A 23,017-nucleotide genomic window follows, 5' to 3' on the forward strand; every position below is an offset into this window, starting at 1 on the left:
ATCACGCGTCGAAAATCACGCCTCGAAATCGAGCCCGCCGAGCAATATCGACGGTTCCGCCTGCGAGCGCGAGCCGAAATCGATCGCCCGCCCGCCCTGCCAGTTGTCGAGCTTGCGCGGCAGCGCGGCGAGATAGCGCGCGAAGCGCGCCTCGCCGCCCGGCTCCAGCAAGCCGTGAATCGCGTCGCTGTCCCACGTTAGCGCAACGTTGAGCGGATGCGCGTAACCGTGGCCGGCCGGAAGGATGTCCCCGGTGATGCGTACCCGCGTGGGATGCAGCGCGCCGCCATACGGAATCACGTCGATGTGTACGCGCTGGCTGAAAATACGTACGAGTGTGGCGGTGATGCGCGGCACGAAATCACGTTCGAAGCACGCGGCGGTCTCCTGATTCATGATCGTTCGCCGATAAGGTCAGGCTGGCAGTGTCGTTCATCGGCGCCCGGCGCGCAACGTGCTGCGTGCCAGGCCAGGGCGCGCAGCACCCCCGGCCTGGGATATCCTTTGTGGGGCCGCACCGGCCCTACCCTCGCCCATCACTCAACGCACCGTTACAGGAACCCCATGGACCGCCTGCAAGCCATGACTGCCTTTCTGACCGTGGTGGATACCGGCGGGTTCGCGTCGGCGGCCCGCAAGCTGAAGGTGTCGCCTTCCGTGGTGACGCGCATGGTGGGCGAACTCGAGGACGCGATGGGCGTACGGCTCCTCACCCGCACGACGCGCATGGTGCGCATGACCGACACCGGCGCCGATTATGCCGACCGGTGCCGGCGCATTCTCGCCGACATCGAGGAAGCCGAGCAGTCGGCCACCAGCATGCACGGCACGACGCGCGGCCTGCTGTCGATCACGTCGTCGATGCTGTTCGGCAAGTACTACGTGACGCCGATCGTCATCGACTATCTCGGCCGGTATCCGGAAGTCGACGTCAGCTGCTGGTTTCTCGATCGCATCGTGAACATCGTCGATGAAGGGATCGACATCGCGATCCGTCTCGGCGACCTGCCGGATTCGTCGATGCAGGCGGTGCGCGTCGGACAGGTTCGCCGCGTGGTATGCGCTTCGCCGGATTATCTGGCGCGGCACGGTGTTCCCCGCAATCCCGAGGACCTGGCCGGGCGCGCGATCGTCTCGGCAAGCGGTGTGTCGACGCTATCCGAATGGCGTTTTGGCAGCGACGAGCGCCGGCACGCGGTGCGCGTCAAACCGCGGATGACCACGACGACCAACGATTCGGCGATCAGCGCGGTCGCGGCGGGCCTGGGGCTGACGCAACTGCTGTCGTACCAGATCGCGCAGCAGTTGCGCGACGGCACGCTGCAGATCGTACTGGAGGCGTTCGAACCGCCGCCGCTGCCGATCCACGTGATGCACCGCGAAGGACGGCACGTCACGCGCAAGGTCCGCACGTTCGTCGATCTCGCGATCGAAACGCTGCGCTCGAACAGCTCGCTCAATCCATAGCGGCCAGGCCGCCACCCGGGCTGAAACACCCATGTGGCGGGCATTCCCCCACTCTTCTCGTTTCGCGAACGGTCAATTCTCCGCGCGACGGATTCAAACCCGTGACGACGACGCCTAGACTGCAATGGCTGTCCGATACGTCCCACCCGAATCCGTCCGAGGAGAAACGAATGAAGCTTTACTACCATCCGCTGTCCGGTCATGCGCATCGCGCGCGTCTCTTTCTTTCGCTGCTCGGCATCGAACACGAACTGGTCGAAGTCGACCTGACGAAGCGCGAACAGAAATCGCCCGAATTCCTGAAGCTCAATGCGTTCGGCCAGATACCGGTGCTGGTGGATGGCGACACGGTGATCCCCGATTCGAACTCGATCCTGGTCTATCTCGCGAGCCGTTTCGGCAAGACCGACTGGTTGCCCGTCGAGCCGCGGCAAGCCGCCGCCGTGCAGCGCTGGCTGTCGGTCGCCGCTGGCGACCTCGCCTTCGGCCCCGCCGCCGCGCGTCTCGTCACGCTGTTCGGCGCGAAGCTCCACGCCGATGAAGTGATCGCCCGCGCGCACACGCTGCTCGCGCGCATCGAAACCCAGCTGGCGGGACGCGAATGGATCGCGCTCGCGCATCCGTCGATTGCCGACGTGGCGCTCTACAGCTACGTCGCCCGCGCGCCGGAAGGCAACGTCGATCTCAGCGCGTATCCGAACGTGATGGCATGGCTCGCCCGCGTCGAAGCATTGCCGGGATTCGTGCCGTTCGCGCAGTCGCCGGCCGGGCTCGCCGGGAAAGCCGCCTGATCGTTCGAGCCTTCCTGCGTGGGCGTATGCGTCCACGCAACGTCTGCCTTGCCGGGAGCCGCCATGATGATCGAAGCACCTGAGACGCTTGCACGCTCGCCGTGGCACGCAGGCGAGCTCGCCATCCAGCGCAAGGCCGGCGTCGACAGACGGATGGATGAAGTCGGCCGCCGTGTGCTGCGCGATTTTCTGCCGGAGCAGCATCGCGCGTTCTACCCGCTCCTGCCGTACGTCATGCTCGGCGCGGTCGATCCGGCGGGCGATGTATGGGCAACCGTGCGCGCGGGCCAGCCGGGTTTCATGCACGCGCCCGATGCGCTCACGCTGCACATCGGCAATGTCCGCGACGCGATGGACCCCGCCGACAGCGGCATGGAAGACGGCAACGCGATCGCGCTGCTCGGCATCGATCTCGCGACGCGCCGGCGCAACCGCTTGAACGGCACAGTGCATCGCGAGAACGCGAGCGGATTCGATCTGCTCGTCGGCACGAGCTTCGGCAATTGTCCGCAGTACATCACGCTGCGCGAGTACGCGTTCGTTCGCGACGCGGCGATTCCCGCCAGCGTCGCACCGCAGTATGCCGACCATCTCGACGAACGCGCCCGTGCACTGATTCGCGGCGCCGATGCGTTTTTCGTCGCCTCGTACGTGGATCGCGACGAAGACGGCGTGACGCAACGCCAGGTCGACGTCTCGCATCGCGGCGGCAAGCCCGGCTTCGTGCGCATCGGCGACGACGGCGTGCTGACGGTTCCCGATTTCGCCGGCAACCTGTTCTTCAACACGCTAGGCAATTTTCTCGTCAATCCGAAGGCCGGGCTCGTGTTCGCCGATTTCGAAACCGGCGATCTGCTGCAGCTCACGGGCGACGCGGAAGTCATTCTCGATTCGCCGGAAATCGCGGCGTTTCAGGGTGCCGAACGGCTCTGGCGCTTCACGACGCGGCGCGCGGTGTTTCGCGGCGGCGCGTTGCCGCTGCGCTGGACGAAGCGCCGCGACGGCGCCTCGCCGAGCGCGGCGCTCACGGGCGACTGGGACGCAGCCGCCAGCCGTCTGAAGGCCGCGTCGCTCGCCAGTACGTGGCGGCCAATGAAGATCGCGCGCATCGTCGACGAAAGCTCGACGATCCGTTCGTTTCATCTGGAACCAGCCGACGGTGCCGGGCTCGTGCCGCATGCCGCGGGTCAGCATCTGCCGGTCCGCGTGACGCTGCCCGGCGAAACCAGGCCGGTGCTGCGCACCTACACGCTGTCGGTTGCGCCTTCCGACGGGCTCTACCGGATCAGCGTGAAGCGCGAAGGACGCGTGTCGTCGTATCTGCACGATGCGCTCTCCACCGGCGACGTGATCGAGGCGCGCAGCCCGGCTGGCCGCTTCACCATCGATGCGGCCGAACGCCGTCCGGCCGTGCTGCTTGCCGCGGGCGTTGGCATTACACCGATGCTCGCGATGTTGCGGCATATCGTCTATGAAGGCTTTCGCAAGCGCCGCATCCGCACGACGTACCTGTTTTATGCGACGCATTCGAAGGCGGAACGTGCGTTCGACCGCGAGATCGCGGCGCTCGAACAGGCGGCCGGCGGTGCGGTGCGCGTGATCCGCGTGCTGAGCCAGACCGACGGCGCACTCGAATCGCAGGATTACGACGAAGCCGGCCGCATCGATATGGCGATGCTGAGCCGCACGCTTCAGTTCAACGACTACGACTTCTATCTTTGCGGACCGGCGCCGTTCATGCAGAGCATCTATGACGGTCTGCGCGACCTGAATATCGCCGATGCACGCGTTCATGCGGAGGCGTTTGGGCCCGCGTCGCTGGTGCGCAAGGTGGATGCGGCTACGGCGGATGCGGCGGGGGCGGATGCAGTCAAACCGGCGGCGCGGCCCGCGCGGGCTGCCGTGCCGGTCGTGTTCATGAAGTCGGGCAAGGAAGCGCGCTGGACGCCCGAATCCGGGAGTCTGCTCGAACTCGCGGAAGCGCGCGGCCTCGCGCCGGAATTCAGCTGCCGCGGCGGCAGTTGTGGCACGTGCCGCACGCGGATTTTCGAAGGCGCGGTGGCGTATCCGGTCGCGCCGTCAACTGAAGTAGCCGCTGGCGAAGCATTGATCTGCTGCGCCGTGCCCGCAGCGGTTAAACCCGGCACGCAGGCACCGGCTCGTCTTCTACTGGATCTGTGACCCAGGGCTCTGGCAGGCGGGTTTTGGCTGGGCAGCGCGACCTGATCCGATAAACCACCGCCCTGCCCGGATTCGCCATAAGGCGGTGAGTGGACAGATCAGGCCGTTAGTTGCGTTCTTGAGTCTGCATGAATACCCGCCAGAACGCGACGACGTGGGCCGCCGCCGCGCTCAACATGCGTGCTACGCAAGCATCATCCGGCGAGCGCGGCCTCCTCGTCGTCCACCGTTGCATCCTCTCCGACCGAATTCCGGATCAGATAGTCGAACGCGCCGAGCGACGCTTTCGCCCCCTCGCCGACCGCGATCACGATCTGCTTGAACGGCACGGTCGTCACGTCGCCGGCGGCGAATACGCCCGGCACCGACGTCGCGCCCTTCGCGTCCACCACGATCTCGCCGTGCTTCGACAGCTCGACCGTGCCCTTCAGCCATTCGGTATTCGGCACGAGGCCGATCTGCACGAACACGCCTTCGAGTTCGACGCGCTTCGGTTCGCCCGAGCGCAGGTCGTTGTAGACGAGGCCATTGACCTTCTTGCCGTCGCCCGTGATTTCCGTCGTTTGTGCGTGCGTCACGATCGTCACGTTCGCGAGGCTGCGCAGCTTGCGTTGCAGCACTTCGTCGGCACGCAGCTGCGTGCCGAATTCGATCAGCGTGACTTCGCGCACGATGCCGGCCAGATCGATCGCCGCTTCGACGCCCGAATTGCCACCGCCGATCACCGCGACGCGCTTGCCCTTGAAGAGCGGGCCGTCACAATGCGGACAGTAGGCCACGCCGTGATTGCGATACTCGCGCTCGCCCGGCACGTTGATTTCGCGCCACCGGGCGCCGGTCGCGAGCACGATCGTCCTCGCTTTCAACACCGCGCCGTTCGCAAGACGCACCGCGTGAATACGGCCCGGAACCAGTGCTTCGGCGCGCTGTACGTCCATGATGTCGACTTCGTAACTCTTCACGTGCTGCTCGAGCGCGGTGGCGAATTGCGGTCCTTCCGTTTCCTTCACCGAGACGAAATTCTCGATCGCGAGCGTATCGAGCACCTGGCCGCCGAAGCGTTCCGCGACGACGCCCGTCATGATGCCTTTACGCGCCGAGTAGATCGCCGCCGCCGCGCCCGCCGGGCCGCCGCCGACGATCAGGGTGTCGAATACCGGCTTCTTCTCCAGTTCCTTCGCGGCGCGTGCGCCCGCGCCGCTGTCGAGCTTCGCGAGGATTTCCTTCACGCCGCTGCGGCCCTGGCCGAACACTTCGCCGTTCATGAACATCGTCGGCACCGCCATGATCTGGCGTGCCTCGACTTCGTTCTGGAACAGCGCGCCGTCGATCGCAACGTGACGGATGCGCGGGTTGATCAGCGCCATCACGTTCAGCGCCTGCACGACTTCCGGGCAGTTCTGGCATGACAGCGAGAAATACGTTTCAAACTGATAGTTGCCTTCGAGGTTCCGGATCTGCTCGATCACGGGCTCGTCGAGCTTCACCGGATGGCCGCCGACCTGCAGCAACGCCAGCACCAGCGATGTGAACTCATGGCCCATCGGAATGCCCGCGAAACGGATACCGGTGTCCTTGCCCGGCTCACCGATCGAAAACGACGGCTTGCGCTCTGTATCGCCGCGACGTTCGGTCACCGACACGCGGTCCGACAGCGATGCGATGTCGTTCAGGAGCGCGATCAGTTCCTGCGATCTGGCGCTGTCGTCGAGCGAAGCGATGATCTCGATCGGCCGGCTGACCTTTTCGAGGTAGGTTTTCAACTGGGTCTTGAGATTGGCGTCGAGCATGGTCTGGCGGATTCCGTGACGAAGATGGCGGGCGGCGGGCGCTGCGGACAGCGAGGCGAAGATGGCCGGGCCGCTGCGTGCATCGACACGCAACGGCCCGCACAGATACACGCCATATCGCATATGGCGCGCTGCGGTGTGACGTGGGTTTTAGATCTTGCCGATCAGGTCGAGCGAAGGCGTCAGCGTTTCCGCACCCGGCGTCCACTTCGCGGGGCAGACTTCACCCGGATGCGCCGCGATGTATTGCGCAGCCTGCACCTTGCGCAGCAGTTCGCCGGCGTCGCGGCCAATACCGTTGTCATGGATTTCGCACAGCTTGATCTCGCCTTCCGGGTTGATCACGAACGTGCCGCGCAGGGCCAGACCTTCTTCTTCGATCAGCACGTCGAAGTTGCGCGAGATCGCGAGCGTCGGATCGGCGATCATCGGATAGTTGATCTTTTCGATCGTGTCCGACGTGTCGTGCCATGCCTTGTGCGTGAAGTGCGTATCGGTCGACACGCTGTAGATCTCGACGCCGAGCTTCTGGAATTCGGCGTAACGATCGGCCAGATCGCCCAGTTCGGTCGGGCATACAAACGTGAAGTCGGCCGGGTAGAACACCACGACGGACCACTTGCCCTTGAACGATTCCTCCGTGACCGGAACGAATTCGCCCTTGTGATAGGCGGTTGCCTTGAACGGTTTAACCTGGCTGTTGATGATCGGCATCGTTGCGTCCTTTGTTTGCGTGGTGGAGAAAGTGATGCCATTGTGCCTGGAGCAGATACATAGTTAAAGTTGATTGTTTGTATCTGTGTGATTTGTATTTGCTATTGATCAGGCCAGACGTGCCGCGGGCGTAGAATTTCTGGCCGGAACGTGCATCCGCCGGGCTTTTCCCGGATCGGGTCTGGTACGCTCTGGCCGGCCGTCGGGCGTGAGACAGCCCTGAAACGCGCCGCGCACGCCAATTCCAGCAGGAGCGCACATGAGCGACGCCATTCAGCGCACGGCTACGTCACAGTCCGTCGTCAAGATCAGGCCCGACCGGGAAATTGCCACGCAGCAGCGGCTTCCGTACTTCGTGGGGTTGTCGGCACAGTCGGCCGGCACGCGCGAACTGTCGATGTATCTCATCGTCGTGCCGCCCGGCGGCCATGCGGAACCGCATTCGCATCGCGGCTACGAGACGGGAATCTATGTGCTGGAAGGTAGTGTGGAGACGCGCTACGGCGCCGGGCTGCGCGAATCGGTGATCACCGGGGCCGGCGATTTTCTGTTTATTCCACCGGGCGTGCCGCATCAGCCGTTCAATCTGAGCGAGACGACGCCCGCGAGAGCGATCGTCGCGCGCACGCTCGCGGACGAAACCGAGCAGATCGTGCCGTACGATCCGTCCGTCGACGGCTGAAGGCGGCCTCGTTTGCCGGGATGAAGGTGTCGATTCCTGAAGCGGGTTCGCGTGCTGCGGCCACGTCCGGGTTATCTCCGCTTATCCGGCTCCGCTTCCCGGTCGCTGCCGCTCAGGCCGCGGCCGCCTGCGGCATCGCGGCTTCGCTGTGTTCGCCGTGTTCGCCGCCCAGCGCGTCGGTGAGGTCCGCGAACATCTGCGCGAGTTCGCCCGTCATCAGCGCGAAGTCCGAGTCGAAACGTTCGTCGTCGTTCTGCGCGGTCGGATCCGACGCTTCCTTCACGACGTCGAGCGGCGTGACGCGCTTGATCACGAGCGAAGGCGTCATCACGAACGAAATGCGGTCGTTCCAGGTCATCGCGAGACGCATGCACTGCTTGCCTGCCTCGATGTGGCGACGCATGTCGTCGGCTTCGAGCGCGTGGCCAACGTAGCGCACGGTCGCGTTGCCCTCGCCTGCCGAGCGCAGTTCGGCATCCTGGTCGACGGTAAAGCCGCCGGGCGCATCGCCTGAAAGCAGCCAGTCGGTCATCGCCGCAACCGGCGACAGCGCGACACGCACGCTTGCGAGCGGCAACCCGTCGATGGATTTGACGAGCAGGCTGCGCACATCGTCGGCGAGTGCCTGCGCGGCGGCGTCGATGACGAGCCAGCCGCTGGCCGTATCGATCCACACGCGCGTGTCGCGACGGATGCTGAACGCGCGCGGCAGCAACTCGTCGGTGACCTGCTCCTTGATCTCCTTCATCTGCTTGCGGCCAGGCTTGTAGCCCTGCTGTTCCTCGATCTCGAGCGCGCGCGCCTTCGTGACCTGGTTCACCACCGACGCCGGCAGCAGCTTCTTTTCCGAGCGGAACGTGAGCAGCATCTGACGATGATTCGAGTAGACGAGCGCGCCGCTCTCGCCATTGTCGCTGCTACGCGACGGCGCCCAGCCGTGGCGCTGCATCTCGACACTGCTGCCGGGCTGGAACGCGTGCGCCGCGAGGGCGTCCTCGAGTTGCTCAGCAGTGATGGACCACGGCGACGAAAGACGGTGAAGCTGAAGATTCTTGAACCACATGTGGATGCGCCCGGCAAAGGGCAAGATTCTATACGAGCGCGCGCGGTTCACGCGCGGATGTCACCGTACGTGTTGAAGTGCGCTCAAGAAAGGGAGTTTTCGTACGCCAAGGCTACGCCACGGCCGCCCCGGCGCTGGCGGGCTTCCCGGCCAGCTCATTTCGATCGCCGCACCGCTGCGTCACAGCCTGACCTGCGATCAGGGCAAGGAGTTGACCCGTCACAAGGATTTCACCGTCAGAACCGGCGTGGCGGTCTACTTCCGTGACTCCCGCAGTCCCTGGCAGCGCGGCACCTGCGAGAACACCAACCGCCTGCTGCGCAGGTACCTGCCCAAGGGCACCGACCTGAGCACCTTCACCCAGGACGATCTCGATGCCCTTGCCGACAACCTCGACGCCCGGCCACGCGCCACTCACGCGTTCCATTCCCCTCCCGAAGTCTTTGCTCGAATACTCGCATTGACCCATCGACCGCCAGGCTCAATTCAATAACTCAACCCTGTTGCAACCGGGATTTGAAACCGGCAACTGATTGGTCATAGCATTTCCGGCAGGCTTTCAAATTCTTGAGGGCCGCTTAAAGTCAGGCCTGTGCCAGGGACCCGGCAGCGAGCCGTTGGCGCCAGGTGATCCAGCCGACAACAATCGATAGTGTCGCCACGACAAGTGGCGCCACCCCATGTCCGTATTCGCCGTGAAGTGTGACGGTCGCGAGCGCAGCCAGCATCACGGTGCAGCCGAGCGCCGAACCCCACAGCCGCGTCCTTGCCCGCGCCAGCAGAACGGCGGTCATGAGTTCCAGCGAACCGGTCACGAAATGGAACCAGTGCGGATATCCCCACTTCAGATATTCCTCAATGATGGATCGCGGGGCGACGATGTTGCTGAGCGATCCCACGACGAAAAAAGCGGCAAGAGCCAACGGTAATACCTGGCGCCAGGAAATCCGGGACATTCTTCCTTCCTTGTCTGATGCACCCAAAACAAAACCTTTCATGTTAGACCTCGATCTTTCCTGGTGTGAATGCCGCGGTTCATGCCGTAGCGGCCTTGTGGGCCGCCGCAAAGACATCGCGAGGGGACGTCGTGCCCGCGACATGCTCCGTACCCTCGACGCCGAGGTCCATCCAGCCCGCGTTGACGGCATCGAACATCGCTTCGGCCGGTCCAGTCTGGCCCTTCGGGATGCCGAGCTGTTCGAACGCTGCCGGCCAGCCGGCCCGCGGGATGGCAAAGGCCTTGACGTCGCGTTGCATGACTTCGCCCAGTTGGGCCGCGACTTCATCCGCGCTGACCATCGAGCCAAGCTCGACAACGCGATGCCCGGACCACGCCGGCCCGGTCAGCAGTGTCGCCACCTCGGCGCCGATATCGTCGGTCGCGACCATGGTCGATTTCCGGCTCGTCGGGTTGTAGTAGACGGGTAGCGTGCCGCCCTGGGCGACGTGCAGGCCGTAAAGGAAGTTTTCGAAAAACCCGCCGGCTCGCACACAGGCGACCGGCAATGTGAGGTGGCGAAATCCTTGCTCCAGAAGCGACAGCGCCGTGATCATCCCCAGCCCGCTGGTTCTGTTCGCACCCATCGACGAAAGCACAACCACCCGCGGCGGCGCTGCCCTGGTCAGCGCCTCGACAAAGTTCGCGATCACGCTCTTTGCTTCCCTGAAATCAGGCGAGGGTGCCCAGACAGCCGGCAGCATGACAAATGCACCTTCGACCCCTTCGAGCGCCCGCTCGACGGCCGCCGCATCATTCCAGTCGCCATCGACCAGTTCCACACCTTGATCCGCCCAATTTGTCGCCTTCTCGCGATTGCGGACCAGCGCGCGTACATTTTTGCCTTGCGCCAGCAGATGTCGGGCCGTTGCGCCGCCTGCGCGTCCTGTAATTCCCATGACCAAAAACATGTGTTTCTCCTGAAATCTGTATTGCCTTTAAACGCCAACTCGCGATCTGGAGATTCATCCTGATACGCTGTTGCTGGAAAGAATGTGTCGCCCAACCCATCGATGGAGATGATCAGCAGGCGCTCGACTCCGGCAAAGGCCACGGCGAGCGGGGCTGGATCGTTGAAATCTGCTTTGAGCTTCGCGGCGAAGCGGCTCAATTTCCGCGGGTTGCGGCGGGCTGCGGCTGGATGCGGTGATATCGGAATCTCCGGCTTCCATTCGCAACTCCACCACACGGCGGCCCGGATGTCCGCCGGAGCCTGGGTATGGAAGGCGGACGGGAACAGGGCCTGACATCTGAGCTCCTTGAGGAATAGTCTATGTTTGAGGGCAGGTCTATCATAGAGACCTATGCCTCGCTCCGGAAGGAGGCAGTTTTTTGTTACCAGAAGAGTTAAAGGGAACCTGAATGAGCACCGCACAGAATGCGATCGAGAGATTCAGCCGATATCAACGTCAATCAGGCGACGCCCAGCCCGCACATTGCGCGGTTCGTGACGTGCTCGACCGCATCGGCGACAAATGGAGCATGCTCATGATCATGGAGCTCGCGACGCGATCGCAGCGCTTCAGCGAGCTTCACCGAGCGATCCCGGACATTTCCAGGCGCATGCTTACCCAGACACTCCGCGATCTGGAGCGCGACGGACTCATCACCCGCCATGTTTTTCCCACCAGGCCGCCGACCGTCGAATATCGTCTGGCCCCGCTAGGCCAATCCCTGCTGGACCCGATGGCGGCCCTTATCGATTGGGCCGATCGTCGTTATTCCGACATCCATGCCGCGCGCGTCCGCTTTGACGGCGCATCCGGTGATGTCCCGCGCTAGATGTTGGTCCGATGTGAGGTGGTGGCGAAAGCCTGAAGCGGGCAGTTCATATGTCCAGGCTTTGCAGATGGCGTGGAAAGTAAAAAAATCCGTTTCTTGAGGGAGCCCCGCGTTGTCCGCTTCAGCCTGATAAAAAAACGGGCGCTCCTTCGAACGCCCGCCTCGTGACCGCGCCTGGCGCGAACAACTGTCGAAACAAACCGCCTAGAACGCCGATCTCACGACACCGCCATCCACGCGCAACGCCGCCCCATTCGTCGCAGCGGACGCTTCCGAGCACACATACACCACCATGTTCGCGACTTCTTCCGGCGTAGAGAAGCGCTTGAGCAGCGAACTCGGGCGCCCGGTTTCGAAGAAGCCCTTCTCGAACTCCTCGAACGATTTACCCGCAGCGAGCTTCGTTGCAAATTCAGCGACGCCATCGGACTTCGTCGGTCCCGGCAGCACCGCATTGACCGTGACGCCGGTGCCCGCGCAGCTCTCCGCAATGCCGCGCGACAGCCCGAGCTGGGCGGTCTTCGTCACGCCGTAGTGAATCATCTCGACCGGAATCTGGATGCCGCTCTCGCTGCTGATAAAGACAATGCGCCCCCAGTTCTTCTGCTTCATCTTCGACAGATACGCCCGCGAGAGCCGTACGCCCGACATCACGTTGGTGTCGAAAAAATGCTGCCAGTCTTCGTCAGGAATTTCCTCGAACGGCTTCGGATCGAAGATGCCCAGGTTGTTCACCAGCACATCGACGGCCGGATGCTTTTCGACGAGCGCGGCAATCTGCTTCGGGTCGGCGAGATTGCCGGCGAAGCCTTCGACACGCGCGTCGGGAACCTGCGCGCGCAGCTTTGCCAGCGCTTCGTCCACCGATTCCCGCGAACGTCCATTGACGATCACGCGCGCGCCTTCGCGTGCGAGACCGGTGGCGATTGCAAACCCGATACCTTTGGTCGAGCCGGTAACGAGCGCGAGTTTGTCCTTGAGATGCAGATCCATCGAAACGATTCCTCCAGAAAAATGCCGGCGCGCCCGCACGGTGCCATGCGCAAACTAAGTCCGGATCTGGCGCGCGACGCGCCAGGCAGGGTCCCATCCTAGCGCTGTCGCGGCTTTTTCGCTCGTGACGGTACCGTCGGTTTCCGCCACGTTGTAGATGCCCGGTGTGCCCTTCGTTATCGATGTTTCATTTTTTGTCGAAATTGACGAGGTTTTTCTCTTTCGTGTCGGCGATGAAAATGGCGAGCAGCTTTGCAGGCTCGGTATCGCTCGCGTTTTCGCTGATCGTGTGATGCACGCCCGGGGCTTCGGTCCACGTCTCGCCCGCGTGATACACCCTGGATTCGCCGTTGTTCACCTGGCTGCGAATGGCGCCCGCCAGCACATAGCCGACCACGAATGCCTGGCCGTGACGGTGCGGCACCGATTTGCCGCCGGGCGCGTAATCGACGACGAGCGCGGTGATCGTCTTGCCAGGCACGTTCGGCAATGCATACGCGAACGCGGGGGTGATGGTTTCGTGCGGTGCTTCATCTGCGGCGAACGCAGCGGGAACTGCCGCGAGCGTCGCCAGGGACAGCAATGCTGCGATACGAACGGAGGTTCGGATGCTCATGGCGGGTTTCCTTTGACGGCGCGACATATCAGGCGAAAACGTCGAAGACCTGCCTGCCGGACCGATGCGTTCATCAGGGGAACCGCAGGTTAGCACCGGCCCCGAATGCTTTCAACGCAGGGGCCTGAAAGACGCAGCTTGCAACACGGTCTGTTCGTGACTCCTTCACAGCCGCGAGCGGGTGCCCTGTGCGGGCGGCGACGGCACTGCCAATACTCCGCTGCGTCACCGTCCGCTATTACCGCGCGCCCGCCTGTGCGCCCTGATCGCGCGACTGGCGCGAAACGAGCGGCGCGATGAAATCGACACCCAGCGTGATCACAAGCGCAGCCGCGCCGATGACGAACAGCAGGCGATGGTTTCCACCGCTACCGTTGAAGATCGCCGAATAGCTGTAGCCCGCCAGCGCCTGAAACGCGGCGAACGCGGTCGTGACGCGGCTCCAGATCACGTTCTGCTTCGCGGCGTTGCCCGGCGCGGCTTCATGCACACGGGCCAGCATGAGCGGAACGATGCCGGGCGGAAACGTGCCGATCACCACTGTCAACAGACCAATCACAACGTGATTGCTCGAAACCGCGAGCCATGCCACCGCGATCGCCTGCACCAGCACGAGCACACGCAGCGCGAAACGTGAACCGAAACGGTCCGCGAAAACGCCGTACACCGGCGGCCCGAAAATCGCGCCGACGCCGTACAGTATCCAGAACAGCGACCCGAGGTGCGCGCCCGCGCCGAGTCCGCGTGCAATGAAGTCGACGAGAAACACCATCGTCGGCACGAGCCCAATCGCCATCAATGCGTATTCGACGTACAGCGCGTTGATCTCCACACCGGACGTGACAGGCGCCGCGCCCGACGCGTCGATTCCGGCTGGCTTTGCTGCGGGCGCGTCCTGCGTCGGCCAGCCGGTCCAGCTTGCGGCGGTCAGCACGGCGGACAGCACCGCGAGACCGATCCACGCTTCGCGCAGACCGAATTTCAGCAGCAACGGCACGATCGTGCCCGACGCCGCGATGCCAAGCCCAAGCCCGAGAAACACCGCACCACTCGCGAGGCCCTTGCGATCGCCCGGCACGTGCGGCAACACAGTCGCCGCGACCAGCACCATGATCGCCCCACCCGCGACCCCGGACAGCAGACGCCATGCAAAGAACCAGCCGACCGAAACCGGAAACGCGCAGGCCAGAAAGGCCAGCGTGACCAGCACCTTCATGCCGCGCAACGTATGGACGTTCGACACGCGGCTCCCCAATGGACGACCGATGAGCGCGCCGATCAGATAGCCGGCCAGGTTCGCCGCGCCAAGGTAGACGACATCGGATGCTGAAAACCAGTGCGCCTGGATCAGCGAAGGGATCAGCGGCGTGTAAGCGAACCGCGCAAGGCCGATGCTGATGAGACTGGCGCTCAGGCCAGCAAAAATATGCCGCCAGACCGCGGCGTTACTCGCCGCCGATGGCGTTTCGAGAAGTGCTGGACTCGACATGAATCGGGTGCTCCGCAAAAGAACTGCACGACGTGCAGGCGTGCCTAAAGGACGGAATGTCGCTTCGCCGTCATTTTTGACATGAATGACAATGTTTGCATCGTAGTAGTCGTTGACATTGATGTCAATGATTGTGTGCGCCAACACTGTGTTCACGAAAACATGCAAGTGATGCGATGCACGCATGTCCAGCGTGTCCATCGGCGACACGCATCGCCCGTCGTATAAGGCATTGCGCGTTTTCCGATGTTTCGTTGCCCTCTTTCTGAACGCTTCCCGCGGACCCGACCCGCGACGACCCCTCCCTTGCAACGCCGCACGAAAGTGTTTATTCTTCAACTACGATACATTGAGTCGTAGTTAAAACGATTCTTCAGACACGTGTTCCTGACTGCGTCGGCAGGAGGTACGTGTATCGATCCCGCCGCTTCAGGCTCACCGGATGACCTCGTTCGATCTGCGGAGCCACACATTTGATATGGAGAGCAGAAATGAAGGTGATGCATGTCGATTCGAGCGCGAAACGCGATGGTCGAACTCACGGGCGCTCGCCCGACATTTCATCGATGAACTACGTGCGCAGGGCGTCGATGTCGAAGTGGACTATCTGGATCTGACGGTCGATACGCCGCGTCACGTCGACGAAGCGTTCGCGATCGCCACGTACCGCCCCGCCGAAGAGCGCACGGATGAAATGAAGGCCACGCTCGCCGCTTCCGACGCGCTGTGCAAGCGCCTCTTCGAAGCCGACGCGTTTGTGTTCGCGATGCCGATGTACAACTGGTCGATGCCGTCGGTCTTCAAGGCGTTCGTCGACAGCGTGACGCGCCCTGGCCTCACCTATCTCGCGCAACCGGATGGCCGCATCGCCGGTCAGTTCAATCGCCAGAAGACGCTTTTCATCACCACGCGCGGCGCGGATCTGCGTCCGGGCGGCATGTTCTCCTCAATGGATGCGTTGACACCCGCGCTCAAGGCCGCCTTCGGTTTTATCGGCGTGGCCGGGCCTACCTTCGTCGACGCGCAACCGCTGCAGTTCTCCGACCAGGAAGCCCGTACGGCCGCGCTGGCTCGCGCGAGATCCGAACTCTCGAACATTGCCGTGCAGTGGGCGATTCACGAAGCCGTAGCGGCCTGAGCGATAGGCCTCTAACCCGTGACCTGCGCGCATCACGCGAAACCGCGGACCTGTGCGTGGTTCATGCCGGCCAGCCGATCCAGATTCGTTTGCATTTGCATTTGACCAACACGCAGCGGTGGACATCGACCCGATTTCGCCTCGACCGTTGCACCTTTTTTCTGACTGGAGAAACAGCATGAGCACCTTGAAGATGATCCTCGCTTCCACCGTTGTCGCGCTTGCCACCTCGGCGATGCCTCCGCTCGTTCACGCGCACGGCACCGACGATGTACGCGACAACATCACCCCGGCCTTCCGGACCGCGATCGCGAACGTGCCGGGCAAGACGATGACCGCCATCGTCGTCGATTACAAACCCGGGCAGAAATCGCCGCCGCATCGCCACGGTCAGGCGTTCGTCGTCGGCTACGTGTTGTCGGGCGCGATCCGCAGCCAGTTGAACGACGGTGAAACGCGCGTGTATCACGCGGGTGAGAGCTGGACCGAAGTGCCGGGCGTGCATCACACGATCAGCGAGAACGCGAGCTCGACAGAGCCCGCGAAGCTGCTCGCCATCTTCGTCGCCGACGACAGTGACAGGAATCTCGTCACATGGGACAAGCATTAGGCGCTTGACGCTGCGTGCAAACAGGGGCTAGCGCCTGCGCGACGACAGCGGCCCCTGATATATCCCGCATTCAACGGGGCGAAATCCGGCTTAACGGCGAGCGTTAACAACGCTTAACTTGTTTCAGGCCCTCGCAGCAACAAAAATGAAAGCACGGAAAGATGCGGCTCCTGACACGACATCGGTCCAGCTTCGCCAGTTATCCAACGAAGGTGAAACATGACGCGTATTCTCGAACCCGATTTTTTTGAGTGGACACTCGCGTGGCTTTCGGCACCGGCGCATGAGGAAAGCGAACGTACCGCGAAGGTGCGGGCAGCGAGGAAAAAGAAGTTTCGACTGACAAAGCGCCTCCTGTCCGGCAACAGGAATCAGCCTGACGAAGGATTGCCGCCCGAGGCGCTGCGCGCGCATGTGACGATCCTCGACCAGCCTTCGTCGAAAACGTTGAGTGTCTGCTGGAGCGACCCCACATCCGGCTATTACGGCGACCAGATCTGGCGCATCGGTCTCGCGCGACACGCTTCGTTCTGCGTGCTGACGGGGCGCCCGATCCGGTACGGCGACGCGGTGTTCCGGCCTCGCTCGTGCGACATTCACTGTCCGGCAAATCGCGACCGCATGATTCTCGCCGCGGCCATACCGGCCTGTTCGCCCGACGCAGAACACGAATCCGCAGACGAACAGGCGGGCGCGCTGGCGTGAAGATCGCGCCGCCACGCGCTTGCATACGCACCTGATGCCGGCTTTTCATGATGTCGAGTGAACCCGCCTCGTTCACGCCATGGGCGCGTATGTCACGCGCCCGTTTCGCCTACTCCGCGGTGCCGCGATCGCGCCGACGGTTCGCCACCCGGTCATCGAGCCATCGCACGACGTGGGTGCCATAGCTGCGTGGCGCTTTCGCCGCCGTACGCATCGCGAGATCCTTGAGCGTATGGCTCGCGAGCGTTTCGCGCATATGCCGCTCTGCACTTTGCATCACCGCGTGAATCGAACACACGCCATTGGTGGCCCATGCCGGCGGCGCGTCTTCGAATACCGCACAACGGCCGCGTATTTCGCGGCAGTCAAACAGCGGCTTGTCACCATCGATTGCAATGACGACGTCGAGCACCGAAATCTTCCCCGCCGGACGTGCAAGCGCGAAGCCGCCCTTCGCGCCTTCAGTCGCGACCACGAGACCCGCCTTGTGCAGCTTCGTGAAAAGTTTCGCGACGTAATCGGCCGGCACGCCCTGCAGTTCGGCCAGATCGCGAACGCTCGCTTCAGGAACGCCAGGCGCCGGCTCCGTTAGATAAATCAGGCAATGCAGGCCGTATTCGACGCCCGTGCTGATGTGAGACATACTCCACTCCGACATATCGTATCGGAGTTAAGAGTACGCGGTTTTGTGGTGTTTATCAACGTGAGGGCCGGCATCTGCCCTGAGTGCGCAGGCCGATGGGTACTGTTTTCACGGCAGATTTTCTTCAAAGGCGCCTGGGTTCGTCGCGCTGTCTGAGCGATACCCGACATGCTGGCAGACCAGCCATCCACGCAGGATCGTGTGCTCGACCCGGTAGACCGCGTGTCGGAAATCGTATCCGGCGTGCTCATGGCGCTCACATTCACCGCGAAGCGCACCGGTTGATCGCCGGCGCGCTCCCGTCGCTCATCGCTGAAAACACAGAACCTGTTGCGCCAGAGGCAATGTACCGGTGTCCGCGTATCGCGCGCGTCCCTCCGCACGTCTCGACTCGCGCGATCTTTACGCTGCATTGGGTGTGCTCGTGCTGGTGGTGCTTGCGACGTTTCCCGTCGTCGGCCCATTTATCTTCTTCACGCAGACGGCGTTCGCGCTGGGCGGGTAAGACCCGGTTTCCCCATCGCCCGGTCGCGCGAGGTGGTCAGTACCCGTGCTCTCTCATGATCATCGCGTTGATCGTGCGGTCCTTCCAGAATACGTTCTGTATGCGCGGCTGCAATATGCGCAGCGCCTCCGTGTCGAGATCGTTGAACGTCAGCAACACCGCAGGGCGCGGTCCCGCGCCGGGCACATGCTCGATCTTGTCGAACGGTGGAAAACCATAGCGGCTCAGAAATTCACTGATCTCGTCATCGGTCGTGCCATCTTCGATGTTGCCTATCAGGAGGTCAGCCATCATCTTCTCCAGTTGCCAGACCACGTTTCATCGACACTGCGATGATCGAACGCCGTCGATACATTGCAAGGACCGTGCGCGCCACGCAAACCGTGCTACGTCCAGCGCGACGGTTACCGGACGGAGTCGTGCCGGATGGTTTCGCGGTATCGCACCACCACCTGTTCGAGGTTGTAGAACATGCGCTCGCGGCCTGACGCCGCGCCGAGCGGCGAGCGCTGCATCATGGCGAGCACGCCGGGGTTGAGACCCGCCACCCAGAGTGCAATGCCCGCGTCGCGCATTTTCTTCCCGGCATCGTTCAGCATCTTGAGCGCGGTGTATTCGATGTCGAATACACCGCCCAGATCGAGCACGACGATCTGAGGCTTTGTCGCGGCGATCTTCTCCCGAATCTTCTGCGCGACGTTGTCTGCGTTGGCAAAGAAGATGCGCCCTTCCGGCCGCAACAGCAACATGCGCGGAAACGATTCGTCGTCCGCGTGATCCGCGGAAGCGGGACGGAACACGTTCGAATCGCAGCAGCGCGCACAACGTCACGACACCTGTGACGATCGTCACGATCGACGCATGCGGCAGACCCTGGACGATTTCCAGCACGTTGTGAACGAATGGGCCCTTGGGAAAGTGAATGCCGAGCAGCTTTGGAATCTGGTCGACCACGATGACGATCGCGATCCCGGCCTTGAATCCGGTCAGCACCGGCCCGGAAATGAAATTCGCGAGAAAGCCCAGTCGCAACACGGATGCGAGCACCAGGATCACGCCCACCATCAACGTCAGCGTCGCGGTGGCGATCATCAGTTCCGCGGGACTGCCGTCCGGCGCGGCGCGCCCGAGCGCGGCCGCTACCAGAATGGCAAGTGTCGTGGTCGTGCTGACGCCAAGCGGACGCGATGTGCCGGTAAACGCGTAAATCACCATCGGCAGGAACGCCGTGTAGAGACCGACCTGCACCGGCAAGCCGGCTACCGTGGCATACGCAAGCGCTTTCGGAATGACGACCGCCGCCGCGGTCAGTCCCGCGACGGCGTCGGGCCTGATCCACGATTTCCGGTAATGACGAATCCATTCGGGAACCGGACCGCGCCCGGCACCCGCAACGGGATGTGATGTGTCGTCAGACATGGTTTCGAGTCGCAAGCGATGAAGATGTCCCGCGCTGCCATGAGCCCCGGTCACGAATCCAGATCGACGGATCCACCCCGGCGGTCGACGTTCAGAACGCCTCGGGAACGAACCGGTACGGGTAATCCGGTTCGACGTAACCCGCTGCTTTCTGCCGCTTCGGCAACATGACTCTCTCGCGCGGCAGCGTCTCGTACGGAATCTGGCTGAGCAGATGACTGATGATGTTCAGCCGCACACGCTTCTTGTTGTTCGAGCGTGCGACGAACCAGGGTGCGAGATCCGTGTCGGTTGCCTTGAACATGTCGTCACGGGCGCGTGAATAGTCGTACCAGCGGCTGTACGAATCGAGATCCATCCGCGACAGCTTCCAGGTTTTGCGTGCGTCGTGAATGCGCGCTTCGAGCCTGCGCGTCTGCTCTTCCTCGCTGACTTCGAGCCAGTACTTCAGCAGGATGATGCCGGATTCGATGATCGCCCGCTCCACCAGCGGCACCGCCTTGAGAAATGCGTGCACCTGCTCTTCGGTGCAAAAGCTCATGACCCGTTCGACGCCCGCCCGGTTGTACCAGCTACGGTCGAACAGCACGACTTCGCCGGCTGCCGGCAGATGCGGCAGATAGCGCTGTACGTACATCTGGGTTTTCTCGCGGTCCGTGGGCGTCGGCAGCGCGACGACACGAAACACGCGAGGACTCACACGCTCCGTAATCGCCTTGATGGTGCCACCTTTGCCCGCGCCATCCCGTCCTTCGAAGAGAACGCATACCTTGCTGCCGGAGCGTACGACCGATTCCTGAAGCTTCACCAGTTCGACATGAAGACGCGCCAGTTCCTTTTCATACGTCTTGTTCGAAAGACGATCCTGCGCAGCTGGACTGGCGGTCTCTTTACCGGTCTTTTTCCTGTGTTCAGCCATCGTGTTCTGCTCCCAGGGAAAGCACCGCTCACGCTTGCTGTTTCGGCACAGGCGCGCCAGATTCCGCGCCCGTCGCCGGCAGCGCTCCCCACCTCGCCTTTTCTCCCGCTTCGATGAAGAGATCGTTGTGCTTGCCAGTCCCGTACGCCACCCGGCAACCAGGCGGCCGGGTGAACGCCCACAGCCACACGAGCCGCCACGGCAGGCCGCCGAATACAAGCGAAAGAAAGCGCAGGGTCTGGAGATGGGTCGACGCCCATCGTTGAGCGGCCGACATGCGCCGCCCCTACCGGAACTGCAAAGGCAACAACCTGGATTGCCCGTGGCGCACCACCCGCCCGTCATACCGTCAGCCTGTTAGACGCCCTCGCATGGCGCGATGCAGCGTGATTCGGGCTGCGTCCGCGACTGCGGCTGCCGGACCATGTCTTTTCCAGAATATGCGAAAACGTGACGCATGGCGCATCAATCGATGCGATTCCTGCTTGATGAATCAACCCGTCAAATGAATCCGGAAGGATACCGGCTGCGCAATCGACGGCGCCTATAAGGAAATGGTAATTAAAAGAGATCGCCGCCCGAAAATTCGCGCACTACACCACATTATGTAACGGACATTCCAAAAGCAATGGCTTTTTGCGTTGTATATCCTAGACTGATAGCGAAAATCGCTTATTCCGTTTGCAGCGATTTTGTCTCGGCCGGCCGTCGCGCCGGCAGTGACTGGATGCTTTCGCCAGAACCGTAACGCGCTTTTAATATTCCCCTTAAATCGCTCAGTGCAGATAAGGAGTGCGTATGTCCTGGTTCACCGCAACATTGCGCAGTTATCCGGAAATCGCCATTTTTCTTTCACTGGGCATCGGATATTGGGTCGGGGGCAAGAGTTATCGCGGGTTTAGCCTCGGCGCTGTCACGGCGACACTGCTCGCCGCCATCGCGATTGGACAGCTGGGCATTACGGTCTCGCCTAACGTCAAATCGGTGTTCTTCCTGATGTTCCTGTTCGCCGTCGGTTACGGCGTCGGGCCGCAGTTCGTTCGCGGTATCGCCAGGGACGGGCTGCCGCAGGCCATCTTCTCGGTCGTTCAATGCGTGCTGTGTCTGGCGGTGCCCTATGTCGCCGCAAAGCTCGCGGGCTATACGGTCGGCTCGGCCGCGGGGCTCCTCGCCGGCTCGCAGACCATCTCGGCATCGATGGGTCTTGCCACCGACGCGATCAACCGCCTCGGCCTGCCTCCCGACCAGACGAAGGAACTGCTGGACGCAATGCCAACTGCATATGCGGTCACCTACATATTCGGCACGATCGGCTCGGCACTGATACTCGCGATGCTCGGTCCGAAGCTCCTCGGCATCGATCTCGAAGCCGCGTGCAAGGAATACGAGGCGCAGTTCGGCGGCGAGAAGGAGATGGGCGGCACGGGTCAGGCGTGGCACCAGTACGAGTTGCGCGCGTACCGTATCGCGGAGGGCGGCACGGCCGTCGGCATGACGGTCGGCCAGGCGGAAGCGCATTCGCCCGAAGGCACGCGGCTTTACATCGACCGTATCCGGCACGGCGGCGTCGTGCAGGACGCGAAGATCGACGACGTGTTGCAGGCCGGCGACGTGGTCGCGATCGTCGGACGCCGGGAGCAGCTCGTGCAGGTGCTCGGGCCACGTGGCGCCGAAGTGGACGACCCCGAGCTGCTGGCGGTGCCGGCGGAAGGCGTCGACGTGTACGTCACGTCAAAGGACGTGGAAGGCAAAACGCTGGCGGAACTTGGGCGCCTCCCTGCCGCCCGCGGGGTCTTTCTGCGCAAGATCAGGCGTGGCGCGACGGAAACGCAGATTCCCGTGCTTCCCGGCACGAAACTGCATCGCGGCGACACGGTGACGCTCGTCGGGCGCACGCAGGACACCACGGCGGCCGCGAAAGCGCTCGGCGTGCTGGACCGCCCGACGAACTCCGCGGACATCGCGTTCACGGGCCTCGCGATCACGGCCGGCGCGCTGATCGGCGCAATCGTCATCAAGTTCGGCGCCGTGCCGGTCACGCTGTCGACGGCAGGCGGCGTGCTGATTGCCGGCATCGTCTTCGGCTGGTACCGCGCGATCCACCCGACCTTCGGACGCATTCCGGATCCGACGATCTGGTTCATGAACTCCGTCGGCTTGAACGTGTTCATCGCGGTGGTCGGCATTACCGCCGGTCCCGGGTTCGTGAAAGGTCTCCAGCAACTGGGCATCAGCCTGTTTCTGTGGGGCATCTTCGCGACCGCCGTGCCGCTGATCATCGGCATGTTCATCGCGAAGTACATCTTCAAGTTTCATCCGGCACTCCTGCTCGGCATCTGCGCGGGTTCGAGAACGACCACCGCCGCGCTCGGCATGATCTGCGATGCCGCGAAAAGCCAGGTGCCAGGCCTCGGCTACACGGTCACCTACGCGGTCGGCAATACGTTGTTGACGATCTGGGGGATGGTCATCGTCATGCTGCTGACCTGAGCGCCGCATCAATCGATTCGTGC

Annotated in this window: 23 protein-coding genes and 3 pseudogenes; 11 read left to right on the forward strand and 15 right to left on the reverse strand. The window is 62.8% G+C overall.

The features are described from left to right. Positions 1 to 15 precede the first annotated feature (15 nt). Positions 16 to 396 carry a DUF5594 family protein gene (locus LPA37_RS15250; RefSeq protein WP_229013006.1) on the reverse strand — a complete coding sequence of 127 codons (381 nt, stop codon included), beginning with the start codon at positions 394 to 396 and terminating at the stop codon, positions 16 to 18. Positions 397 to 564: 168 nt separating this feature from the next. On the opposite strand from LPA37_RS15250, the gene LPA37_RS15255 reads away from it, so the two are divergent. The 3 genes from LPA37_RS15255 to LPA37_RS15265 all read left to right on the forward strand — a co-directional run bounded on the left by LPA37_RS15255 (position 565) and on the right by LPA37_RS15265 (position 4,439). Beyond that, positions 565 to 1,467: a LysR family transcriptional regulator gene (locus LPA37_RS15255; RefSeq protein WP_228979110.1), complete on the forward strand. Its 903-nt coding sequence runs from the start codon at positions 565 to 567 to the stop codon at positions 1,465 to 1,467. Positions 1,468 to 1,637: 170 nt separating this feature from the next. Then, positions 1,638 to 2,258: a glutathione S-transferase family protein gene (locus tag LPA37_RS15260; protein ID WP_229013007.1), complete on the forward strand. Its 621-nt coding sequence runs from the start codon at positions 1,638 to 1,640 to the stop codon at positions 2,256 to 2,258. Positions 2,259 to 2,321: 63 nt separating this feature from the next. After that, positions 2,322 to 4,439, forward strand: a complete 2,118-nt coding sequence (locus tag LPA37_RS15265; RefSeq protein ID WP_229013008.1) for a 2Fe-2S iron-sulfur cluster-binding protein — start codon at positions 2,322 to 2,324, stop codon at positions 4,437 to 4,439. 194 nt (positions 4,440 to 4,633) lie between these two features. On the opposite strand, the gene ahpF is transcribed toward LPA37_RS15265, so the two are convergent. Then, a complete protein-coding gene (ahpF, locus tag LPA37_RS15270) occupies positions 4,634 to 6,229 on the reverse strand; it encodes an alkyl hydroperoxide reductase subunit F (protein WP_229013029.1) in 1,596 nt (531 codons plus the stop codon). A gap of 150 nt (positions 6,230 to 6,379) precedes the next feature. Beyond that, the gene (gene ahpC / locus LPA37_RS15275) at positions 6,380 to 6,943 is read right to left on the reverse strand and encodes an alkyl hydroperoxide reductase subunit C (protein ID WP_090533782.1); all 564 of its coding nucleotides are present in this window, start codon (positions 6,941 to 6,943) and stop codon (positions 6,380 to 6,382) included. Positions 6,944 to 7,202: 259 nt separating this feature from the next. Between ahpC and LPA37_RS15280 the strand changes: the two genes are divergently transcribed. Further along, positions 7,203 to 7,625 carry a cupin domain-containing protein gene (locus tag LPA37_RS15280; protein WP_228979116.1) on the forward strand — a complete coding sequence of 141 codons (423 nt, stop codon included), beginning with the start codon at positions 7,203 to 7,205 and terminating at the stop codon, positions 7,623 to 7,625. 112 nt (positions 7,626 to 7,737) lie between these two features. On the opposite strand, the gene LPA37_RS15285 is transcribed toward LPA37_RS15280, so the two are convergent. Next, positions 7,738 to 8,688, reverse strand: a complete 951-nt coding sequence (locus LPA37_RS15285) for a recombination-associated protein RdgC (protein ID WP_229013009.1) — start codon at positions 8,686 to 8,688, stop codon at positions 7,738 to 7,740. A 44-nt stretch (positions 8,689 to 8,732) separates the two neighbouring features. On the opposite strand from LPA37_RS15285, the pseudogene LPA37_RS27980 reads away from it, so the two are divergent. Further along, positions 8,733 to 9,181: pseudogene (locus tag LPA37_RS27980) on the forward strand (IS30 family transposase); the annotation flags it as partial. A 91-nt stretch (positions 9,182 to 9,272) separates the two neighbouring features. On the opposite strand, the gene LPA37_RS15295 reads toward LPA37_RS27980, so the two are convergent. Beyond that, positions 9,273 to 9,686, reverse strand: coding sequence for a DoxX family protein (locus LPA37_RS15295; RefSeq protein ID WP_229013011.1), 414 nt, complete (start codon positions 9,684 to 9,686; stop codon positions 9,273 to 9,275). 37 nt (positions 9,687 to 9,723) lie between these two features. Continuing rightward, entirely contained in the window at positions 9,724 to 10,596 is an 873-nt protein-coding gene (locus LPA37_RS15300) for an NmrA family NAD(P)-binding protein (RefSeq protein WP_228979119.1), read from the reverse strand. Between the two features lie 451 nt (positions 10,597 to 11,047). Between LPA37_RS15300 and LPA37_RS15305 the strand changes: the two genes are divergently transcribed. Continuing rightward, positions 11,048 to 11,467: a winged helix-turn-helix transcriptional regulator gene (locus tag LPA37_RS15305; protein WP_228979120.1), complete on the forward strand. Its 420-nt coding sequence runs from the start codon at positions 11,048 to 11,050 to the stop codon at positions 11,465 to 11,467. 204 nt (positions 11,468 to 11,671) lie between these two features. Here the strand turns inward: LPA37_RS15305 and LPA37_RS15310 are convergent, their stop codons facing one another. The 3 genes from LPA37_RS15310 to LPA37_RS15320 all read right to left on the reverse strand — a co-directional run bounded on the left by LPA37_RS15310 (position 11,672) and on the right by LPA37_RS15320 (position 14,565). After that, on the reverse strand, positions 11,672 to 12,460 hold the full coding sequence (locus LPA37_RS15310; RefSeq protein WP_228979121.1) for an SDR family NAD(P)-dependent oxidoreductase: 789 nt from the start codon (positions 12,458 to 12,460) through the stop codon (positions 11,672 to 11,674). Positions 12,461 to 12,647: 187 nt separating this feature from the next. Further along, positions 12,648 to 13,076, reverse strand: a complete 429-nt coding sequence (locus LPA37_RS15315) for a cupin domain-containing protein (protein ID WP_228979123.1) — start codon at positions 13,074 to 13,076, stop codon at positions 12,648 to 12,650. 238 nt (positions 13,077 to 13,314) lie between these two features. Beyond that, positions 13,315 to 14,565 carry a YbfB/YjiJ family MFS transporter gene (locus LPA37_RS15320; RefSeq protein WP_228979126.1) on the reverse strand — a complete coding sequence of 417 codons (1,251 nt, stop codon included), beginning with the start codon at positions 14,563 to 14,565 and terminating at the stop codon, positions 13,315 to 13,317. A gap of 491 nt (positions 14,566 to 15,056) precedes the next feature. Between LPA37_RS15320 and LPA37_RS15325 the strand changes: the two are divergent. From LPA37_RS15325 to LPA37_RS15335, 3 genes and pseudogenes are all read left to right on the forward strand, one after another. After that, positions 15,057 to 15,703 (forward strand): annotated as a pseudogene (locus LPA37_RS15325) (FMN-dependent NADH-azoreductase). A gap of 235 nt (positions 15,704 to 15,938) precedes the next feature. Beyond that, complete coding sequence (locus LPA37_RS15330; protein WP_407672534.1) at positions 15,939 to 16,313, forward strand: cupin domain-containing protein; 375 nt, start codon at positions 15,939 to 15,941, stop codon at positions 16,311 to 16,313. Between the two features lie 219 nt (positions 16,314 to 16,532). Continuing rightward, positions 16,533 to 17,018, forward strand: coding sequence for a DUF3331 domain-containing protein (locus LPA37_RS15335; protein ID WP_228979131.1), 486 nt, complete (start codon positions 16,533 to 16,535; stop codon positions 17,016 to 17,018). A gap of 109 nt (positions 17,019 to 17,127) precedes the next feature. Here the strand turns inward: LPA37_RS15335 and LPA37_RS15340 are convergent, their stop codons facing one another. After that, the gene (locus tag LPA37_RS15340; protein ID WP_228979132.1) at positions 17,128 to 17,661 is read right to left on the reverse strand and encodes an RrF2 family transcriptional regulator; all 534 of its coding nucleotides are present in this window, start codon (positions 17,659 to 17,661) and stop codon (positions 17,128 to 17,130) included. Between the two features lie 352 nt (positions 17,662 to 18,013). On the opposite strand from LPA37_RS15340, the gene LPA37_RS15345 reads away from it, so the two are divergent. Then, entirely contained in the window at positions 18,014 to 18,166 is a 153-nt protein-coding gene (locus LPA37_RS15345) for a hypothetical protein (protein ID WP_228979139.1), read from the forward strand. A gap of 36 nt (positions 18,167 to 18,202) precedes the next feature. Here the strand turns inward: LPA37_RS15345 and LPA37_RS15350 are convergent, their stop codons facing one another. From LPA37_RS15350 to LPA37_RS15365, 5 genes and pseudogenes are all read right to left on the reverse strand, one after another. After that, positions 18,203 to 18,481, reverse strand: a complete 279-nt coding sequence (locus LPA37_RS15350; RefSeq protein WP_407672532.1) for an RNA recognition motif domain-containing protein — start codon at positions 18,479 to 18,481, stop codon at positions 18,203 to 18,205. An 89-nt stretch (positions 18,482 to 18,570) separates the two neighbouring features. After that, complete coding sequence (locus tag LPA37_RS27815; protein WP_407672535.1) at positions 18,571 to 18,915, reverse strand: sodium-independent anion transporter; 345 nt, start codon at positions 18,913 to 18,915, stop codon at positions 18,571 to 18,573. A gap of 49 nt (positions 18,916 to 18,964) precedes the next feature. Next, positions 18,965 to 19,585: pseudogene (locus LPA37_RS27920) on the reverse strand (SulP family inorganic anion transporter); the annotation flags it as partial. A 91-nt stretch (positions 19,586 to 19,676) separates the two neighbouring features. Further along, entirely contained in the window at positions 19,677 to 20,504 is an 828-nt protein-coding gene (ppk2, locus tag LPA37_RS15360; RefSeq protein ID WP_229013013.1) for a polyphosphate kinase 2, read from the reverse strand. Positions 20,505 to 20,532: 28 nt separating this feature from the next. Further along, positions 20,533 to 20,781, reverse strand: a complete 249-nt coding sequence (locus LPA37_RS15365) for a hypothetical protein (RefSeq protein ID WP_229013014.1) — start codon at positions 20,779 to 20,781, stop codon at positions 20,533 to 20,535. A 521-nt stretch (positions 20,782 to 21,302) separates the two neighbouring features. Between LPA37_RS15365 and aspT the strand changes: the two genes are divergently transcribed. Next, on the forward strand, positions 21,303 to 22,994 hold the full coding sequence (gene aspT / locus LPA37_RS15370) for an aspartate-alanine antiporter (RefSeq protein WP_228979145.1): 1,692 nt from the start codon (positions 21,303 to 21,305) through the stop codon (positions 22,992 to 22,994). Positions 22,995 to 23,017 lie beyond the last annotated feature (23 nt).

This window comes from Paraburkholderia gardini (genome assembly GCF_907164545.1).
Taxonomy (GTDB): Bacteria; Pseudomonadota; Gammaproteobacteria; order Burkholderiales; family Burkholderiaceae; genus Paraburkholderia; species Paraburkholderia gardini.

Bases quoted from the DNA above. Each gene is read 5' to 3' on its own strand.
- LPA37_RS15250 (WP_229013006.1), bottom strand. From the start codon at position 396: ATGAATCAGGAGACCGCCGCGTGCTTCGAACGTGATTTCGTGCCGCGC.
- LPA37_RS15255 (WP_228979110.1), top strand. From the start codon at position 565: ATGGACCGCCTGCAAGCCATGACTGCCTTTCTGACCGTGGTGGATACC.
- LPA37_RS15260 (WP_229013007.1), top strand. From the start codon at position 1,638: ATGAAGCTTTACTACCATCCGCTGTCCGGTCATGCGCATCGCGCGCGT.
- LPA37_RS15265 (WP_229013008.1), top strand. From the start codon at position 2,322: ATGATGATCGAAGCACCTGAGACGCTTGCACGCTCGCCGTGGCACGCA.
- ahpF (WP_229013029.1), bottom strand. From the start codon at position 6,229: ATGCTCGACGCCAATCTCAAGACCCAGTTGAAAACCTACCTCGAAAAG.
- ahpC (WP_090533782.1), bottom strand. From the start codon at position 6,943: ATGCCGATCATCAACAGCCAGGTTAAACCGTTCAAGGCAACCGCCTAT.
- LPA37_RS15280 (WP_228979116.1), top strand. From the start codon at position 7,203: ATGAGCGACGCCATTCAGCGCACGGCTACGTCACAGTCCGTCGTCAAG.
- LPA37_RS15285 (WP_229013009.1), bottom strand. From the start codon at position 8,688: ATGTGGTTCAAGAATCTTCAGCTTCACCGTCTTTCGTCGCCGTGGTCC.
- LPA37_RS15295 (WP_229013011.1), bottom strand. From the start codon at position 9,686: ATGAAAGGTTTTGTTTTGGGTGCATCAGACAAGGAAGGAAGAATGTCC.
- LPA37_RS15300 (WP_228979119.1), bottom strand. From the start codon at position 10,596: ATGTTTTTGGTCATGGGAATTACAGGACGCGCAGGCGGCGCAACGGCC.
- LPA37_RS15305 (WP_228979120.1), top strand. From the start codon at position 11,048: ATGAGCACCGCACAGAATGCGATCGAGAGATTCAGCCGATATCAACGT.
- LPA37_RS15310 (WP_228979121.1), bottom strand. From the start codon at position 12,460: ATGGATCTGCATCTCAAGGACAAACTCGCGCTCGTTACCGGCTCGACC.
- LPA37_RS15315 (WP_228979123.1), bottom strand. From the start codon at position 13,076: ATGAGCATCCGAACCTCCGTTCGTATCGCAGCATTGCTGTCCCTGGCG.
- LPA37_RS15320 (WP_228979126.1), bottom strand. From the start codon at position 14,565: ATGTCGAGTCCAGCACTTCTCGAAACGCCATCGGCGGCGAGTAACGCC.
- LPA37_RS15330 (WP_407672534.1), top strand. From the start codon at position 15,939: ATGCCTCCGCTCGTTCACGCGCACGGCACCGACGATGTACGCGACAAC.
- LPA37_RS15335 (WP_228979131.1), top strand. From the start codon at position 16,533: ATGACGCGTATTCTCGAACCCGATTTTTTTGAGTGGACACTCGCGTGG.
- LPA37_RS15340 (WP_228979132.1), bottom strand. From the start codon at position 17,661: ATGTCTCACATCAGCACGGGCGTCGAATACGGCCTGCATTGCCTGATT.
- LPA37_RS27815 (WP_407672535.1), bottom strand. From the start codon at position 18,915: ATGTTGCTGTTGCGGCCGGAAGGGCGCATCTTCTTTGCCAACGCAGAC.
- ppk2 (WP_229013013.1), bottom strand. From the start codon at position 20,504: ATGGCTGAACACAGGAAAAAGACCGGTAAAGAGACCGCCAGTCCAGCT.
- LPA37_RS15365 (WP_229013014.1), bottom strand. From the start codon at position 20,781: ATGTCGGCCGCTCAACGATGGGCGTCGACCCATCTCCAGACCCTGCGC.
- aspT (WP_228979145.1), top strand. From the start codon at position 21,303: ATGTCCTGGTTCACCGCAACATTGCGCAGTTATCCGGAAATCGCCATT.